This window comes from Hydrogenophaga sp. (assembly GCF_035481345.1).
In the GTDB taxonomy this organism is placed as follows: domain Bacteria; phylum Pseudomonadota; class Gammaproteobacteria; order Burkholderiales; family Burkholderiaceae_C; genus Hydrogenophaga.
Genome location: NZ_DATIGV010000162.1, coordinates 1 through 15,659, shown reverse-complemented (window position 1 = coordinate 15,659; position 15,659 = coordinate 1). Strand labels below are relative to the sequence as shown.

At 71.0% G+C, this 15,659-nt stretch carries 16 protein-coding genes and 1 tRNA gene; 13 read left to right on the top strand and 4 right to left on the bottom strand.

From position 1 onward, the window contains the following. Positions 1 to 23: 23 nt before the first annotated feature. The 3 genes from VLG41_RS16460 to VLG41_RS16450 all read left to right on the top strand — a co-directional run bounded on the left by VLG41_RS16460 (position 24) and on the right by VLG41_RS16450 (position 1,865). Positions 24 to 761, top strand: coding sequence for a GntR family transcriptional regulator (locus tag VLG41_RS16460; RefSeq protein WP_325350473.1), 738 nt, complete (start codon positions 24 to 26; stop codon positions 759 to 761). Positions 762 to 848: 87 nt separating this feature from the next. Then, complete coding sequence (locus tag VLG41_RS16455; RefSeq protein WP_414652509.1) at positions 849 to 1,760, top strand: NAD(P)-dependent oxidoreductase; 912 nt, start codon at positions 849 to 851, stop codon at positions 1,758 to 1,760. A gap of 29 nt (positions 1,761 to 1,789) precedes the next feature. Beyond that, positions 1,790 to 1,865, top strand: a tRNA-Ala gene (locus VLG41_RS16450). A 54-nt stretch (positions 1,866 to 1,919) separates the two neighbouring features. Here VLG41_RS16450 and VLG41_RS16445 read toward each other — a convergent pair. After that, the gene (locus VLG41_RS16445) at positions 1,920 to 2,381 is read right to left on the bottom strand and encodes a hypothetical protein (protein ID WP_325350471.1); all 462 of its coding nucleotides are present in this window, start codon (positions 2,379 to 2,381) and stop codon (positions 1,920 to 1,922) included. Positions 2,382 to 2,609: 228 nt separating this feature from the next. Between VLG41_RS16445 and VLG41_RS16440 the strand changes: the two genes are divergently transcribed. Further along, positions 2,610 to 2,945 (top strand): hypothetical protein, encoded by a 336-nt coding sequence (locus VLG41_RS16440; protein ID WP_325350470.1) that lies wholly within the window; start codon positions 2,610 to 2,612, stop codon positions 2,943 to 2,945. 26 nt (positions 2,946 to 2,971) lie between these two features. Here VLG41_RS16440 and VLG41_RS16435 read toward each other — a convergent pair whose 3' ends face one another. Next, entirely contained in the window at positions 2,972 to 4,042 is a 1,071-nt protein-coding gene (locus VLG41_RS16435) for a flavodoxin family protein (protein ID WP_325350469.1), read from the bottom strand. A gap of 119 nt (positions 4,043 to 4,161) precedes the next feature. Here VLG41_RS16435 and VLG41_RS16430 point away from each other — a divergent pair, with 119 nt between their 5' ends. From VLG41_RS16430 to VLG41_RS16415, 4 genes are read left to right on the top strand one after another with little or no spacing between them, the layout of a single operon-like run. Next, positions 4,162 to 4,812: a DUF3348 family protein gene (locus VLG41_RS16430; RefSeq protein WP_325350468.1), complete on the top strand. Its 651-nt coding sequence runs from the start codon at positions 4,162 to 4,164 to the stop codon at positions 4,810 to 4,812. A 10-nt stretch (positions 4,813 to 4,822) separates the two neighbouring features. Beyond that, the gene (locus tag VLG41_RS16425; RefSeq protein ID WP_325350467.1) at positions 4,823 to 6,553 is read left to right on the top strand and encodes a hypothetical protein; all 1,731 of its coding nucleotides are present in this window, start codon (positions 4,823 to 4,825) and stop codon (positions 6,551 to 6,553) included. Then, positions 6,553 to 7,221 (top strand): OmpA family protein, encoded by a 669-nt coding sequence (locus tag VLG41_RS16420; protein ID WP_325350484.1) that lies wholly within the window; start codon positions 6,553 to 6,555, stop codon positions 7,219 to 7,221. Before VLG41_RS16425 ends, VLG41_RS16420 begins: the two co-directional genes overlap by 1 nt. Then, on the top strand, positions 7,214 to 7,627 hold the full coding sequence (locus tag VLG41_RS16415) for a DUF2894 domain-containing protein (RefSeq protein ID WP_325350466.1): 414 nt from the start codon (positions 7,214 to 7,216) through the stop codon (positions 7,625 to 7,627). Before VLG41_RS16420 ends, VLG41_RS16415 begins: the two co-directional genes overlap by 8 nt. A 19-nt stretch (positions 7,628 to 7,646) precedes the next feature. Here VLG41_RS16415 and VLG41_RS16410 read toward each other — a convergent pair whose 3' ends face one another. Further along, complete coding sequence (locus VLG41_RS16410) at positions 7,647 to 8,339, bottom strand: Crp/Fnr family transcriptional regulator (RefSeq protein WP_325350465.1); 693 nt, start codon at positions 8,337 to 8,339, stop codon at positions 7,647 to 7,649. Positions 8,340 to 8,404: 65 nt separating this feature from the next. Between VLG41_RS16410 and VLG41_RS16405 the strand changes: the two genes are divergently transcribed. Further along, positions 8,405 to 10,450 (top strand): acetoacetate--CoA ligase, encoded by a 2,046-nt coding sequence (locus VLG41_RS16405; protein ID WP_325350464.1) that lies wholly within the window; start codon positions 8,405 to 8,407, stop codon positions 10,448 to 10,450. Here the strand turns inward: VLG41_RS16405 and VLG41_RS16400 are convergent. Next, positions 10,439 to 11,182 carry a helix-turn-helix domain-containing protein gene (locus VLG41_RS16400; RefSeq protein ID WP_325350463.1) on the bottom strand — a complete coding sequence of 248 codons (744 nt, stop codon included), beginning with the start codon at positions 11,180 to 11,182 and terminating at the stop codon, positions 10,439 to 10,441. The two genes, VLG41_RS16405 and VLG41_RS16400, sit on opposite strands and share 12 nt — an antisense overlap. Before the next feature lie 247 nt (positions 11,183 to 11,429). Here VLG41_RS16400 and VLG41_RS16395 point away from each other — a divergent pair, with 247 nt between their 5' ends. The 4 genes from VLG41_RS16395 to VLG41_RS16380 all read left to right on the top strand — a co-directional run. Continuing rightward, entirely contained in the window at positions 11,430 to 13,022 is a 1,593-nt protein-coding gene (locus VLG41_RS16395; protein WP_325350462.1) for an ABC transporter substrate-binding protein, read from the top strand. A gap of 22 nt (positions 13,023 to 13,044) precedes the next feature. Continuing rightward, a complete protein-coding gene (locus VLG41_RS16390; protein WP_325350461.1) occupies positions 13,045 to 13,986 on the top strand; it encodes an ABC transporter permease in 942 nt (313 codons plus the stop codon). Between the two features lie 9 nt (positions 13,987 to 13,995). Then, positions 13,996 to 14,943 carry an ABC transporter permease gene (locus VLG41_RS16385; RefSeq protein ID WP_325350460.1) on the top strand — a complete coding sequence of 316 codons (948 nt, stop codon included), beginning with the start codon at positions 13,996 to 13,998 and terminating at the stop codon, positions 14,941 to 14,943. A gap of 2 nt (positions 14,944 to 14,945) precedes the next feature. Then, a partial coding sequence (locus VLG41_RS16380; RefSeq protein WP_325350459.1) for an ABC transporter ATP-binding protein occupies positions 14,946 to 15,659 on the top strand: 714 nt, incomplete at its 3' end.

Here is a 15,659-nt window from a genome sequence, read left to right as displayed (position 1 = left end):
TATACAGAATTCGCACTCCCGGCATGACCGCCCAGTTGCTCCGCCTCGAATCGACGCCCGACCTGGCCGACCAGGTCTATCGGGCGCTGCTCGACGCCATCAGCTCGGGGGCGCTGCGGCCGGGCCAGCGCATCCGCCAGGAAGAGCTGGCCGAGCGTTTCGCGGTGTCGCGTCAGCCGGTGATGCAGGCGCTGCGCCTGCTGCGCAAGGACGGCTTCGTGCAGGACGCCCCGCAGAACAACGGCGATCCCGCCCGGGTGCGCGGCCTGCAGGTGGCGCCGCTGAACGGCCAGTGGATCGCCCAGGTCTACCAGGTGCGCGTGGCGCTGGACCGGCTGGCCGTGCGCCTGGCCGCGCAGCGGCGCGTGCGCATCGACCCGGCCGTGCTGGCGGCCGGGCGCGCCGCCGAGCGCGAGGGCGATGTGAAGACCCTGATCGACTGCGACCTGGCCTTTCACACCGCCATCTACCGCGCCGCGGGCAACCCCTTGATCGAGCAGAGTGCGCTGCTGCACTGGCACCACATCCGCCGCGCCATGGGCCTGGCGCTGCAGCTCGAACACCTGCGTGAGCCCGTGTGGGACGAACACGAGGCGATCGCGAAGGCCATCGCGCAGGGCAACGCCGCCCTGGCCGAGGCGCTCATCACCGACCACTCCGAAAAGGCCAGCGGCACCTTGGCCGAGCAGATCGCTTTCGCGTCGGCGGAGCCCGCCACTGACGCCACCGTTCAACTCCGTGGTCCCCAGCTATCTCGATAGCCGGTCCACTTGCGCGGTCCCTGGCGAAAGCCGGGGACCGCGATTTTTTTTCCCCGAACACCCGCCCCCGCGCCCCGCCTTGAAGGGATCCGCACCGTGACCGACACCCCCTCCCCCCTCCCATCCCACGCCGCCGTCGCCGTGCTCGGCATTGGCCTGATGGGTTTTCCCATGGGCCGGCGCCTGTGCGAAGCCGGCTGCGCGGTGAGCGCCTGGAACCGCTCGCGCACCAAGGCCGATCGGCTCGCACCCTTCGGCGCGCGCGTGACCGACACGGCCGCCGAGGCCGTGCGCGGCGCCGACATCGTGATCACCATGCTGGAGAACGGCGAGGTGGTGGAGGACGTGCTGTTCCGCCAGGGCGTGGCCGACGCCTTGCCGCGTGGCGCCCTGGTCATCGACATGTCCTCGATCCGGCCGCGCCAGGCGCGCGACCACGCGGCCCGGCTCGCGGCCCTGGGCGTGCACCACCTGGACGCCCCCGTCTCGGGCGGCACCGTGGGCGCCGAGGCCGGCACCCTGGCCATCATGGCCGGCGGCAAGCCCGCCGACGCCGAGCGCGCCCGCGCCGTGCTGGAGGTGCTGGGCCGCGTGACACACGTGGGCCCGCACGGCTCGGGACAGCTCGCCAAGCTGGCCAACCAGATGATCGTGGGCATCACCATCGGCGCCGTGGCCGAGGCCCTGCTGCTGTGCGAGAAAGGCGGTGCCGACATGGCCAAGGTCCGCCAGGCCATCTCGGGGGGCTTTGCCGACAGCCGCATCCTGCAGGTGCACGGCCAGCGCATGGTGGAGCGCGACTTCGCCAAGCGCGCCGCCATGACGGTGCAGTTGAAGGACATGCGCAACGCGCTCAACACCGCCGAAGAGATCGGCTTCGAGGCGCCGATCACCGCGCTGTTCGAGCGCCTGTTCGCCGAGGCGGCGGACCATGGCCTGTCCGACCTCGACCACTCCGCCCTGTTCGTGGAGCTGGCCAGCCGCAACGGCATGGCCTGAGCAAAGATTCGTTAGAATCCGCGCTTCGTGGGGACGTAGCTCAGCTGGGAGAGCGTCGCGTTCGCAATGCGAAGGTCGGGAGTTCGATCCTCCTCGTCTCCACCACCCCCACAGAAGGCCCTGGTCAACCGCCAGGGCCTTTTTCTTTGCCGGGAATTTTCAAGGTTTGCTCCGGGGAGGCTTCGGCGGCGTCGCTTCCTCGTCCTCATCCGGGTCGAGTTCATCCTCGATTGCCGCATCATCCGCCTGGGCGTCGTCGATGAATGCCAGGTCAGGGTCCTCGTCGGCGTCGACATCGCCGCCGCCCGGGGTGAACACCCGATCCGTGCCGACGTCCCAACCATCGCCTTTGCCGCCATCGTCGCTCGCGCTGCGGCTCTCGCCGGTGCCGGCGGCGTCCGTCGAGGACGCCAGGGCGTCGGGCGGCAGCAGCGTGGGGTTCTGCGAGTCGGGGGACGAGGCGACGTCGGCCGGCACGCCGGGGTCGCCGCCGCTGTCGTCGGCAATGCCCATCATGTCGCTGCCACTGTCGGAGGAGTCCCCCGGGCCGAGGGAGGCGGTGTCGCGTCCGGCGGGTTGAGAAGGTGCTGGGCTACCGCCCTGAATGCTGCTGCGTGCCATGGTGTGTCCTTTCTGCATGCGGTGTCCTGGCGGCGAGCGAGCTGGTGTCCGCCACCGCCTGCCAGGGGCAGACGGCGTGCCCGCCATCAGCGCCGCCGCTCGCGGTCAGGGCTTGCGGGTACGCCGCTTGCTGCCGCTGCCATGCGCGTTCACACCTCGACGGCGCGCAAGCAACAGCGCCCGCGGCACACCCGCCTCCCACGCGCCTACGGGCGGAAAGGAATCCCGATGAATGACGACCTCATCTCCGCCAACGAGCCTGTCCACGCCGTGCAGGACAGCCTTCGCATGGCGATTTCACGCGACGACGCGCGTGCGGGCCTGCCGTTCGAGCACACCGGCACCCTGCTGGCCAGCCTGGGCTTTGCCGTTTGCGGCCTTCGCTCGCGCGGCCGATCGTGGACGCTGCTGCACGGCGTGATCGCCGGCGCGCTGCTGTGGAGGTCCTTGTCGGGCCGCGACGGCGTGCGCCAGTGGGCGGACGCGCCCGGCGCGCGGCCCGCCGAGCAGCCGCTGAGCGAGGACGCCTCACCGCCAGGTCCGGTAGCCGGCGGTCCGTACTGAGCGACGGAACACCGCCGGGGCCGGCCTCACTTGGGCCGTGGCCGCCTCAGCGTGGCCGTGGCGCGCCGCAAGGTGCCCGCGCGCAATGCCCGCACCGCATGCACCACGGCCAGGCCCACGTGGCGGGCCTCCTGCTGCAGGCCTTGGTCCGCGTCCAGGGCCTCGTGGCTGTCCGCGTAGGGCTGGTAGTAGCCGATGTAGCGGTCCAGCCGCGCCTGCATGCCCGCATCGATGAGGCCCATCCAGTCGAGCCAGTCCGACAGCAGGCGCCGGGTGTCCTCGGCACCGCCGACGTCGCCGTGCACCAGCACGCCATAGACCCGGCCGGCCAGGTGCTGAGGGTAGTCCCACCCCGCCAATTCCACCGCCTTGGCCCTGGCCGCGTCCTTGCCGTGCGTGCGGGTCGGGTCGGGATTGCCGCCGTCGGCGCAGACAAGGCGGTCCATCATCAGCTTCAAGGGGCTGGGGCTCTGGTACCAGTACACCGGCGTCACGATCACCACCGCATGCGCCGACACCCAGCGTTCGTAGATCTCGGCCATCCAGTCCCCCGTCTGCCGCATGGCGTGGTTCGGGTAACAACTGCAGGGCCAGTGGCACAGGGGCATGGCGGTGGCCACGCAGCCTTTGCACGGGTGGATGTGGCGGCCGTATCCCGAGGTGAGCTCGCTCAGGTCGAGCAGGTCGGTGTCGATCCCCTCGGACACCAGTGCCTCGCGGACGATGCGCGTGAGGCGGAAGGTCTTCGACATCTCCCCCGGGCAGGTGCCGTCGTTGCGCGCGGAGCCGCACACCACCAGCGCGCGGGACAGCGTGGCCGGGTCGCGCCAGCGCGCCTGGGCGGCCTCCAGCCGCTCTTTGGTCTCGCGCCACTCGTCCGACAGCTCGTAGGACGGATCGGCGTAGCCCGGGCCGGCCGGGTGGGTGCGGGGCGCCTTGCGGCCTTCGTCGTAGGCCTGCCAGGCGATTGCCTCCAGGCGCGCCAGCGCCGGCGCTTCGGCCTCGAAGGCCGGGTCGTAGAAGTCGGCGCGGAAGCGGCGGCCGAAGGTCTCGCGGTCGAGCGGGGGCGCGGCCTGGCCCTTGCGGACGGTGGTCATGGCGTCACGGGCGTTGCGGGGAAAGGTGTTACCGCCGGCAACCGCCATGCCCGGTGGCCGGCCGTGCGGCGCCGGTGATGGAAAATGCCGGGTTTGCCGCCGCCGTCCCGAGCTTTTTCTTGCGCCGCCCTCTCCACCGCTCCGCCCTCGTGCGCCAGCTCGCCGGCTACCTGCCCGCGCCGCCCGACGCCGCGCGCCAGGACCTCGCCGAGCGCCTGGGCGGGTGGTTGGACGTGCGCGACGCCATCGCCCTGCACGCGGCGCACCAGGCGCTGCCGGCCCTGGCCTCGCGTCCTGCGGCCCCCCGGGCCGGCGTGGCCGATCTGCAAGCGGCGCTGCAAGGCCTGCGCGCCACGCTGCGGCAAGGCATCGCAGCGCCCCCCGCGCGGCCGGTCGACCCCGAGGACAGCGCCTTTTCCCCCCACCACCAGCGCTGCCTCGACCAGCAGCGCCGCATGGAAACCGCCATCGAGCCGTTTCGCGCCCATGTGCGCCACACCCTGGCCGCCACCTCGCCGCGGCTGGCGCGGCTCGCCGCGCTGGACGCCACGCTGGAGCGCCTGCTCGGCGGGCGTGAGCAACGGCTTCTCTCCGGCGCGCCGGCCTTCCTCAAGGCGCGCTTCGAACAACTGCGCCAGACCCAACCCGACCACTGGCCCGCGCCCTTCGAGCAGGAGCTGCAGCAGGCCCTGGTGGCCGAACTCGACCTGCGCCTGCAGCCCGTGACCGGCCTCCTCGAAGCGCTTGCCGACGCCAGCGCGTCGCCCTGAACAGACACCCATGAACCGCCCCCTCCTGAACCGCACGTTCTTCGCCGCCGCCTTTGTCCTCGGCCTGTTGTCCGTCCTGTGGATCGGTGCCGGTTTCATCGGCACCAGCGCCACCGCGCTCGTCATGACCGCGCTCATCGGCGGCGTGTTCCTGCTGGGCGCTCTCGAGCTCCACCGCTACCGCCACGACACCGCCGGGCTGGCCACCGCGCTGCAGCAGGCGCCCGAGCCCCAGGCCGCGCTGGGCGACTGGCTGGCCCGCGTGCCCGCCGGCCTGCGCCACGGCGTGCGCCAGCGCATCGAGAGCGAGCGCGGCGCCCTGCCCGGCCTGGCGCTCACGCCCTACCTCATCGGCCTGCTGGTGATGCTGGGCATGCTGGGCACCTTCCTCGGCATGGTGCTCACCTTCAAAGGCGTGGTCTTCACGCTCGAAGGCTCGGCCGATCTGCAGGCCATCCGCGCGGCGCTGGCAGCGCCCATCAAGGGCCTGGGCCTGGCCTTCGGCACCTCGGTGGTGGGCGTGGCCACCTCGGCCATGCTGGGCCTGATGTCGGCCATCGCCCGGCGCGAGCGCGCCGAGGTGTCGCGCCAGCTCGACGCGCGCGTGGCCGACACCTTGCGGCCCTTCTCGCTCGCCCACCAGCGCCAGGCCACCATCGACGCCCTGCAGCAGCAGGCCAAGGCCCTGCCCGCCGTGGTCACGCAATTGCAGGCCCTGGTGGAGCAGGTCGAGCGCCGGGGCCAGCAGCTCGACGAGCAACTGCTCGCACGCCAGGCGCGCTTCCTGGACAGCTCGGGCGAGGCCTACCAGGCGCTCGCCCGCTCGGTCGAGCAATCGCTCAAGGGAAGCCTGGACGCCAGCGCCCGCAGCGCCGCGCAGAACCTGCACAGCGCGGTGGAACAGGCCATGGGTGCCATCGTCGAGCAGACCACGCGCCACCACGAGCGCGTGAACGCCTCGCTGCAGTCCCTTATGCAGGCCGTCGGCAGCGGCTTCGAGCAGCGCAGCGACGCGCTCATGCAGCGCGTGCAGGAAACCCTGGACCGCTCGCAGGCGGACCACCGCGAGCGTCTGGCCGAGCTGCAGAGCGCCATGAGCGATCAGCAGAGCCGGCTGAACGAGCAGCACACACGCCAACTCGCCGACCTGTCCACCGCGTTCGAAGCGCCGATGGCGCGCCTGATCGCCACCGCCGCCGAAGCGCCCCGGGCCGCGAGCGAGCTGGTCGCGCAGCGGCGCGAGGAAATGGCCCAGCTCGCTCAGCGCGATCAGCAGGCGCTGCAGGAACGCGGCGCGCTGCTGCAGCACATCGAATCGCTGCTGCAACGCGTGCAGCAGGGCACGGGCGAGCAGGCGGCCGCCATCGAGTCGCTCGTTGCCTCGGCCGGCGCGGTGCTCGACCAGGTGGGCCGCCAGTTCGCCGACACGGTGGGCGCGCACGCCGTTCGCGCGCAAGACGTGGCCGCACAGGTGAACACCAGCGCGGTCGAACTGGCCAGCCTGGGCCGGGCCTTCGGCCACGGGATGGAACAGTTCAGCGCCACGAATCAAAAGCTCATCGACAGCCTGCGCGGCGTCGAGAGTGCCGTCACGCAGTCCATCGCGCGCAGCGACGAACAACTCGCCTACTACGTCGCGCAAGCCCGGGAGGTCATCGACCTCAGCATCAGCGCGCAGCAGGGCATCGTGGAAGACCTGCGCCGCCTGCGCGCCCAGCCCGTGGGAAGGCAGGCCGCATGATGGCCGGCCTGGACGAGCGCCCCATCGACGGCGACGAGGGCGATGAGCACCACGCCCCGGTGTGGGCCGTGTTCGGCGACCTCATGTCCGGCCTGGTGGGCGCCTTCGTGCTCATCCTGGTGGGCGTGCTGGTGGTGCAGATGGACCTGGTGAACAGCCTGCAGGCCGAGGTGCGCAAGCGCGAGCAGGAGGAGCAGCGCCGCATGGCCCTGGAAAAGGCCCTGGCCATTCCCCTGCAGAACGGCCGCGTGACGCTGGACAACGGCCGCATCGGCATCAGCGGCAGCGTGCTGTTCGCGCTCAACTCCGATGAGCTGCGGCCCGAGGGCCGGCAGATCCTGCGCAGCCTGGTGCCGCCGCTGCAGGTGTACCTGGGCGAACGCGACGAGATGCTCATGGTCAGCGGCTTCACCGACGACCGCCCGGTGCAGGCCGGCAACCAGCGCTTCGCCGACAACCTGGAGCTGTCGGCCCAGCGCGCGCTCACCGTCACGCGGGCCCTCATCGAGGAGGGCATGCCGCGCCAGCGCGTGTTCAGCGCCGCCTTCGGTGCCGAACAACCCGTGGCCTCCAACGACGACGAGAAGGGCCGCGCGCTCAACCGCCGCGTGGAGATGGCTCCCGTCCCCAAGGCCGGCCGCGAGGCCAGGGCAGGCGCGCGTGACTGAGCCGGACGAGGCCCTCCGGCCCCGCCACGGCGCGGGCCCGCGCACGGCCAGCGCCACCCAGGTCAGCGTCCTGGCCCAGCTCAACCGGCACATCGCCACCGTGACCGGGCAGCGCCCGGATGCGCGCACCGAGCTGCGCAGCGCGCAGGCCTTTCGCGAAACCTGGGAGCGCCTGCACGCCGAGGACGAGGTGCAGCAGGCCCTGGAACGCGGCCCCGAGAACCCCGGGCCACTCAACCCGCACCGGCTGGTGCTGCGCACCCTGGGCCTGCTGAGCGAGCTCTCGCCCGACTACCTGCGCCGCTTCATGGCGCACGCCGACGCGCTGCTGTGGCTGGACGAAGCGAGTGCCCGGCTCAAGCCGGCGCCCGCCGCCAAGGCCAGGAAGGCCCGTCCCAAGCCGTGAGGGCCGTCGGGGGCGCCGCTCAACTGCCCAGTTTGAGCAGCGCGTCCACGTCCAGCAGCGTGATGCCGCCGTAGCCGGTGCGGATCCAGCCGCGGGCGCGCATGCGGCTCAGCGCCTGGTTGCAGCGCGGCCGAGACAACGCGGCCATGCTGGCCAGTTCCTCCTGCGACAGGCGCAGCTGCGGCGATTCGCTGGGGTTGTGCAGCGGGTGCAGCAGGCCGCACAGGGCGCGCGCCACCTGGGCATCCGTGTCGAGCAGGCTGTGGTCCACGTGCTTGTCCATGAACCAGTGCAGGCGCTCGTTGATCTGGCGCAGCAGGAATTCGTTGAAGGCGGGCTGCGTGTCGCGCAGCGACTGGAACAGCTCCCGCGGCATCAGCGCCACGCGGCTGTCGCGCAGGGCGATCACGTCCGCGTTGCGGGGCTTCTGGCGGATCAGCGTGCCTTCACCGAACCAGCTCCCGCCGAGCTGCCCGCCCAGCGACACCGTGCGGCCGTCCGCCGACGACACCGACCACTTGAACAGCCCGTCGATGACGCCGTACCAGTGGCCGGGCAATTCGCCCCGTCGGCCCAGCGATTCGCCCAGCGGCACCGCCTGCTCGAGCAGTCCCGCACGCACATCGGCCTGCACGGCCGGCGGCAGGGCGCGAAACCAGGGCGACTGCGCGAGCAGCCCGTCGAGCGTGGGCGTTTTTGGTGCAATTGTCATCGTGCGAACTGTGAGCATACCCAGGGCTGCCCAGAATCGTGCGCACCGTTTTCCTCCTCACGCCCATGCAAGCAGACGCCTCCTCCGACGGCTACGGCCAACTCCTGTGGACCCCCTCGGCCGAACAGGTCGCCGCGAGCCGCCTGGCCGACTACCAGGCCTGGCTGGCCCGCGAGCACGGCGTCCACACCACCAGCTACCACCAGCTCTGGCGCTGGTCGATCGAGAACATCGACAGCTTCTGGCAATCGATCTGGACCTACTTCGACGTGCTGGGCGAGGGCCCGCTCACGCCGGTGCTGGGCCAGCGCGAGATGCCTGGCGCGTCGTGGTTTCCGAACACCCGGCTGAACTACGCGGAGAACATCTTTCGCCAGGCCAGCGCCGAGCGCCCCGCGCTGATCGCGCGCAGCGAGGACGCGCCGCCGCGCGAGGTTTCCTGGGCCGAACTCGAGCGCGACACCGCAGCCTTGGCCGCCTTCCTGCGCGCGCAGGGCATCGGCCCCGGCGACCGCGTGGCCAGCTACATGCCCAACCGCGTCGAGACCGTGGTCGCCTTCCTCGCCTGCGCGAGCATCGGCGCCATCTGGTCCAGTTGCGCGCCCGACATGGGCCCCACCGTGGTGCTCGACCGGCTGCGCCAGATCGAACCCCGACTGCTCTTCGCCACCGACAGCTACAGCTACAACGGCAAGCAGCACGACCGCGCGCCACAAGTGGAGGAACTGCTGGCCGCGCTGCCCAGCGTGCGCCACGTGGTGCAGGTGCCCGGCCCCCTGCAGGCACGGACACAGGCACAGACACAAGCACAGTCGCCGGCACGTCCCGCCCCGCCCGCCTGGCGCGACCGACTCGACTGGGCCGACTGCATCGCCACGCCCGCCGCGCCGCGTTATGAGCGCGTGCCCTTCGACCACCCGCTGTGGATCGTCTATTCCTCCGGCACCACCGGCCTGCCCAAGGCCATGGTGCACAGCCACGGCGGCATCGTGCTCACGCACCTGAAGACCTGCGCGCTGCAGCACGACCTGCGCTCCGGCGACCGCCTGCTCTTCCTCGGCAGCACCGGCTGGATCGTCTGGAACTTCCAGCTCGGCGCGCTGTTCACGGGCGCCAGCGTGGTGCTCTACGACGGCAACCCCAACTGGCCCGACCCCGGCGCGCTGTGGCGCTTCATCGACGAGCAGCGCGTGTCGCATTTCGGCTGTGGCGCGGCCTACCTCATCGCGGCCAAGAAAGACGGTCTGCGCCCGCGCGACATCGGCGCCCTGGCGCAGCTGCGCGCGATCAACGTCACCGGCTCGCCGCTCCCGGTGGACGCCTACCACTGGGCCTACGACGCGATCAAGCCCGAGCTGTGGCTGGCCTCCATCAGCGGCGGCACCGACATCGCCTCGGGCTTCGTGGCCTGCGCGCCTTCGCTGCCCGTGCACGCCGGCGAGATCCAGTGCGCCGAACTGGGCGTGGCGGCCTTCGCCTTCAACGACGCCGGCCAGCCCGTGGTCGACGAGGTGGGCGAGCTGGTGATCACCCAGCCCATGCCCTCCATGCCGGTGCGCTTCTGGAACGACGAGGGCGGGCGCCGCTACCGCGAGAGCTACTTCGACACCTTCCCCGGCGTCTGGCGGCACGGCGACTGGATCCGCTTCACGCCGCGCCACACCTCGGTCATCTACGGCCGCTCCGACAGCACCATCAACCGCTTCGGCATCCGCATGGGCACGGCCGAGATCTACCGCGTGGTGGAGGAACTGCCCGAGGTGCGCGACAGCCTGGTCGTCGACCTGGAGTACCTGGGCCGCCCCTCGTTCATGCCACTGTTCGTCGTGCTGCAGCCCGGCCTCACGCTGGACGATGCGCTGCGCCAGCGCATCACCGACCAGATCCGCCGCAAGGCCTCGTCGCGCCACGTGCCCAACGAGGTGTTGCAGGTCGACGACATCCCGCGCACGCTCAGCGGCAAGAAGATGGAAGTGCCGGTGCGCAAGCTGCTGCTGGGCGCGGCCCCCGACACGGTGGCCAGCCCCGACGCGATGCAGAACCCGGCCAGCCTCGGCTTCTTCGTGGCCTACGCGGCCCGGCGCGCCAGCGCCCCGCCCTCAGGCGCCTGAGCCCGCCGGCCGCTGCAGGAAGGCCTGCAGGCCCGCGAGGAAGATCTCCACGTGGGCGTCGAAGCTGCTGTTGAGCGGCACCTCGCTGCCGTTCTGCCAGCGCAGGATGAAGGCCTTGTTGGCCAGCAGCGGCAGGTAACGCACCAGCGTGGGGTGCGCCAGCGGGTCGACGGAGCGCACGCGCGCTTCCAGCGCGGCGGCCCAGCCCTCGGGGTCGTCGGTGGGCAGGGGCGCCAGCTCCATGGTCATGAAACCCATCATGGCCGAGATGACGCAGTTGTAGGCCTCGCGCAGGTTGGCCTCGGTGGCACCGGCCTCCAGCAGCGCGTCGATCACGCCCTCGATGAGCGCGATGCTCAGGCTCGCGTTGGAGGCGAGCTGCGCGCCGATGAGCTGCGCCACGTTGGGGTGCTTGCGGATCGACTTGCGGTAGCGGTTGAACAGCTTGCGCATCCAGTCGCGCCAGTCGCCCTCGCCGCGCGGCGGCACCACGCCCGCCATCACCAGGTTCGACACGTCGGCCAGCAGCGCGTCCTTGGACGCGGCGTGCCAGTAGATGGTGCTGGGGTAGACGTCCAGCGAGCGCGCCACGTCGCGCAGGCTGAAGGCGTGGATGCCGACGCGGTCGATCTGCTCCAGGGCCACGGCCACGATGCGCTCGTGCGTGATGGTGCTGTTCACTGGCCGCCCCGCGGTCTTGCGGGGCGCCTTGGTGGAGGCGGCAGGTGGCATGTGTGGTGCGCGAAAAGCGGTGGCTGAAGGGGCGGGGCGATCGTACACCCAGGGTTTCCCCTGTCATCCGGCTCCTGTTCCAAGGACAATAATTCAATTGTCGCGTGAACAATAAACTAATTGTTCAACGTGGCATATTGATTGCTTGACACCGTTCAGGCCTGGCCGCGCTCCGGATCACGCACCCGGACAGTGCACCAGATGGATGTCGATGCCGCCGTTGAACGGCGCTACCCCAGGAGTTCCCATGCCCACCACGCGTCGTTTCACGCTCGCCTGCGCCCTTGGCGCCGCCCTCGTCATGGCCGCCGCGCCCGCCACGGCACAGTCCGCCCCCGCGGCCGGCAGCACCTTCCGGCTTGTGCCCTCGTCCGACCTGAAGGTGCTGGACCCGACCTGGACCACCGCCGTGGTCACGCGCAACCACGGCTACATGATTTACGACACGCTCTTCGGCACCGACGCGCAGGGCCGCATCCAGCCGCAGATGGTGGAGTCACACACCGTCAGCGCCGACGGCAAGACCTGGACCTTCAAGCTGCGCCCCGGCCTGGCCTTCCACGACGGCCAGCCCGTGACGGCCGAGGACGTGCTCGCCTCGCTCGCGCGCTGGGCCAAGCGCGACCCCATGGGCCAGCGCATGTACGGCGCGCTCGCCAAGGCCGAGGCCATGTCGGCCAACAGCTTCCGGCTGAACTTCAACGAGCCCTACGGCGCGGTGCTCGAATCGTTGGGCAAGCCTTCGTCGCTGGTGCCCTTCATCCTGCCCAAGCGCCTGGCCGAGACGCCGGCCGACCAGCAGATCGCCGAGCACATCGGCTCGGGCCCCTACGTGTTCAAGGCCGACGAGTTCCGCCCCGGCGAGCGCGCGGTCTACGTGAAGAACGACAAGTACGTGCCGCGCAAGGAAGCGCCCTCGGGCACCACGGGCGGCAAGCAGGTGAAGGTGGACCGCGTGGAATGGGTGGTGCTCAGGGACGCGCAGACCCAGGTCAACGCCCTGGTCAACGGCGAGGTGGACATGCTCGAGTCCGTGCCCTTCGAGCACTACAAGGCCCTCAAGGCGAACCCCAAGCTCACCGTGGCCGCGGCCGCGGGTGGCCAGTACCTGCTGCGCTTCAACCACCTGGTGCCGCCCTTCAACGACGTGCGCGTGCGCCAGGCCGCGATGCTGTCCATGAACCAGGACGCGCTGCTGCGCACCCAGGTCGGCATCCCCGAGCTCTACAAGACCTGCATGTCGGTCTACCCCTGCGGCTCGCCGCTGGCCTCCAGCAAGAGCCTGGGCATGAGCGCCAAGCCGGACTTCGCCAAGGCGCGCGAATTGCTCAAGCAGGCCGGCTACAAGGGCCAGCCCGTGGTGCTGCTGCACGCCACCGACAACAGCTCCCTGGCCAAGCTGCCGCCGGTGGTGGCGCAACTGCTGCGCCAGGGCGGCTTCACCGTGGACATGAAGTCCATGGACTGGGGCTCGGTGGTGGCGCGCCGCGCCAAGAAAGAGCCGGCCGAGCAAGGCGGCTGGAACGCCTTCGTCACCTACTGGGGCTCGGAGGACGCGCTCAACCCGATCAACTACGCGCCGCTGTCGGCCAACGGCGAGGCCGGCTGGTTCGGCTGGGCCAGCGATGAGCGCCTGGAGCAGTTGCGCGCCGCCTTCGCGCGCGCCGGCGACGAGGCCCAGCGCAAGCAACTGGCCGAGGACATCCAGGTGCGCGCCTACGAGATCGGCGCCTTCGCGCCCATGGGCGAGCTGCTGCGCCCCGTGGCTTTCCGCAAGGGCGCGGTCCAGGGCGTGCTCGTGGGCTCGACCAACGTCTACTGGAACATCAGCAAGCCCTGAGGCCACCGCGCCGCTTCACGCCATGGCCTCCTTCATCCTGCGCCGGCTGCTGTCCACGCTGCCGGTCCTTCTCTTCGTCGCGGTCTTCGTCTTCCTCATCCTGCGCCTGGCGCCCGGCGACCCCGCGGCGCTCATCGTGGGCGACATGGGCACCGAGGCCGACATCGCGCGCGTGCGCCAGAGCCTGGGGCTCGAGGGCCCGCTGCCCGCGCAGTTCCTGCACTGGGTGGGCGAGCTGCTGCGCGGCAACCTGGGCGAGTCCTACTACTTCAAGACCGACGTGGCCACGCTGATCGCGCAGCGCCTGGAGCCCACGCTCTCGCTCGCCGCGCTCACCATCGTGCTGGCCGTGCTGATCGCCGTGCCGCTGGGCGTGATCGCCGCCGCGCGCCACGGCGGCTGGCTCGACCGCGCGCTCATGGGCTTCTCGGTGCTGGGCTTCTCGGTGCCGGTGTTCGTCATCGGCTACGCGCTGATCTGGGTCTTCTCGCTGCACCTGGGCTGGCTGCCGGTGCAGGGCTACTCGCGCCTGTCCCACGGCGTGGGGCCCTGGCTGTCGCAGCTCGTGCTGCCCGCGATCACGCTCTCGCTGGTCTACACCGCGCTCATCGCGCGCGTCACGCGCGCCGCCGTGTCCGAGGCATTGACCGAGGACCACGTGCGCACCGCGCGCGCCAAGGGCCTGGCCGAGCGCGCGGTGCTGGTGCGCCACGCCCTGGCCAACGCGGCCGTGCCCATCGTCACCGTCATCGGCATCGGCATCGCGCTGCTGATCGGCGGCGTGGTCGTCACCGAAACCGTGTTCGCCATCCCCGGCCTGGGCCAGCTCACGGTCGACGCCGTGCTCTCGCGCGACTTCCCCGTCATCCAGGGCGTGATCCTGCTGTTCTCGGTGGTCTACGTCCTCATCAACCTGCTGATCGACCTGAGCTACGTGCTGCTCGATCCGCGCATCCGCTACTGAGCGACCCGCATGACCATGACCCTCGATTCCCGCCACCTTCCGCCGGACACGGCGGCGGACGCGCCCTCGCCCTCGGCGCGCCCTTCCACCTGGCGCCTGGTGCGCGCCAATGGCGCCGTGCGCATCGGCGCCACCGCGCTGGGCGTGCTGGCCGTCGTGGCCCTGGCCGCGCCCTGGCTCGGCACGGTGGACCCGGCCGCCATCGACCCCGCCAGCATCAACCTCGCGCCCGGCACGCGCGCGCCCTTCACCGACCTGTCGGGTGAATCGGTCGAGCACTTCTTCCTGATGGGCGCCGACGGCTTCGGCCGCGACACCTGGAGCCGCGTGGCCTATGGCGCGCGCATCTCGCTGTTCGTGGGCTTCGCGGTGGCCGTGCTGGCCGTGCTCGGCGGCGGCCTCATCGGCCTGCTCGCGGGCTACTTCCGCCGCCTAGACGGCGCGCTCATGCGGCTCATGGACGGCTTCATGGCCATCCCCAACATCCTGCTGGCCATCGCGCTGGTGTCCATGTTCCGCGCCAGCCTGTGGACCATCGTGCTGGCCATCACCCTGCCCGAGATCCCGCGCGTGGCGCGGCTGCTGCGCTCCATCGTGCTCTCGGTGCGCGAGGAGCCCTATGTGGAGGCCGCCATCGCGCTCAACACGCCCACCTGGAAGGTGCTGTGGCGCCACGTGCTGCCCAACGCGGTGGCGCCGCTGATCGTGCACGCCACCTACGTCTGCGGCTCGGCCATGCTGGTCGAGGCCATCCTGTCCTTCCTCGGCATCGGCCTGTCGCCGGAGATCCCGACCTGGGGCAACATCATGTCGGAGGGCCGGGTCAACTTCAACGAGCACCCGCAGCACGTCCTGTTCCCGGGCGCTTTCCTCGCGCTCACGGTGCTGGCCGTGAACATCCTGGGCGACGGTCTGCGCGACACGCTCGACCCCAAGCTGCGCCGCCGGGGAGACTGAGCATGAGCCACACCTCCCCTCAGAACATCCAGGGCGTGCAGCCCGTGCTCAGCGTGCAGGACCTCACCGTGCGCCTGCCCGCCAACGCCGACCGCGCGCACGCCGTCGAGCGCATCTCCTTCGAGGTCTTCGCCGGTCGCACCACCTGCCTGCTGGGCGAGTCGGGCTCGGGCAAGTCGGTCATCGCGCAGACCGTGATGCGCCTGCTGCCGCCGTCCGTGAAGCCCGTGCGGGGCCAGGTGCGCCTGCTCGGCGAGGACGTGCTCGCCATGCCCGCGGAGCGCCTGCGCCGCGTGCGCGGCGAGCGCATGGCCATGGTCTTCCAGGAGCCCATGACGGCGCTCAACCCGGTGATGAGCTGCGGCGAGCAGCTCGACGAAATGCTCGCCGTGCACACCACGCTCGGCCGCGCCGAGCGCCGCGCGCGCATCCTCGACATCTTCGAGCGCACGCGCCTGCCCTCGCCCGCGCGCATTTTCGATTCGTACCCGCACCAGCTCTCCGGCGGCCAGCGCCAGCGGGTGATGATCGCCATGGCGCTGATCCTCAAGCCCGCGCTGCTGATCTGCGACGAGCCCACCACCGCGCTGGACGTCACCACGCAGGCGGAGATCCTCAAGCTCATCCGCGAGCTGCAGACCGAGAACGGCACCGCGGTGCTGTTCATCACGCACGACTTCGGCGTGGTCGCCGAGATCGCCGACCACGTGGTGGTG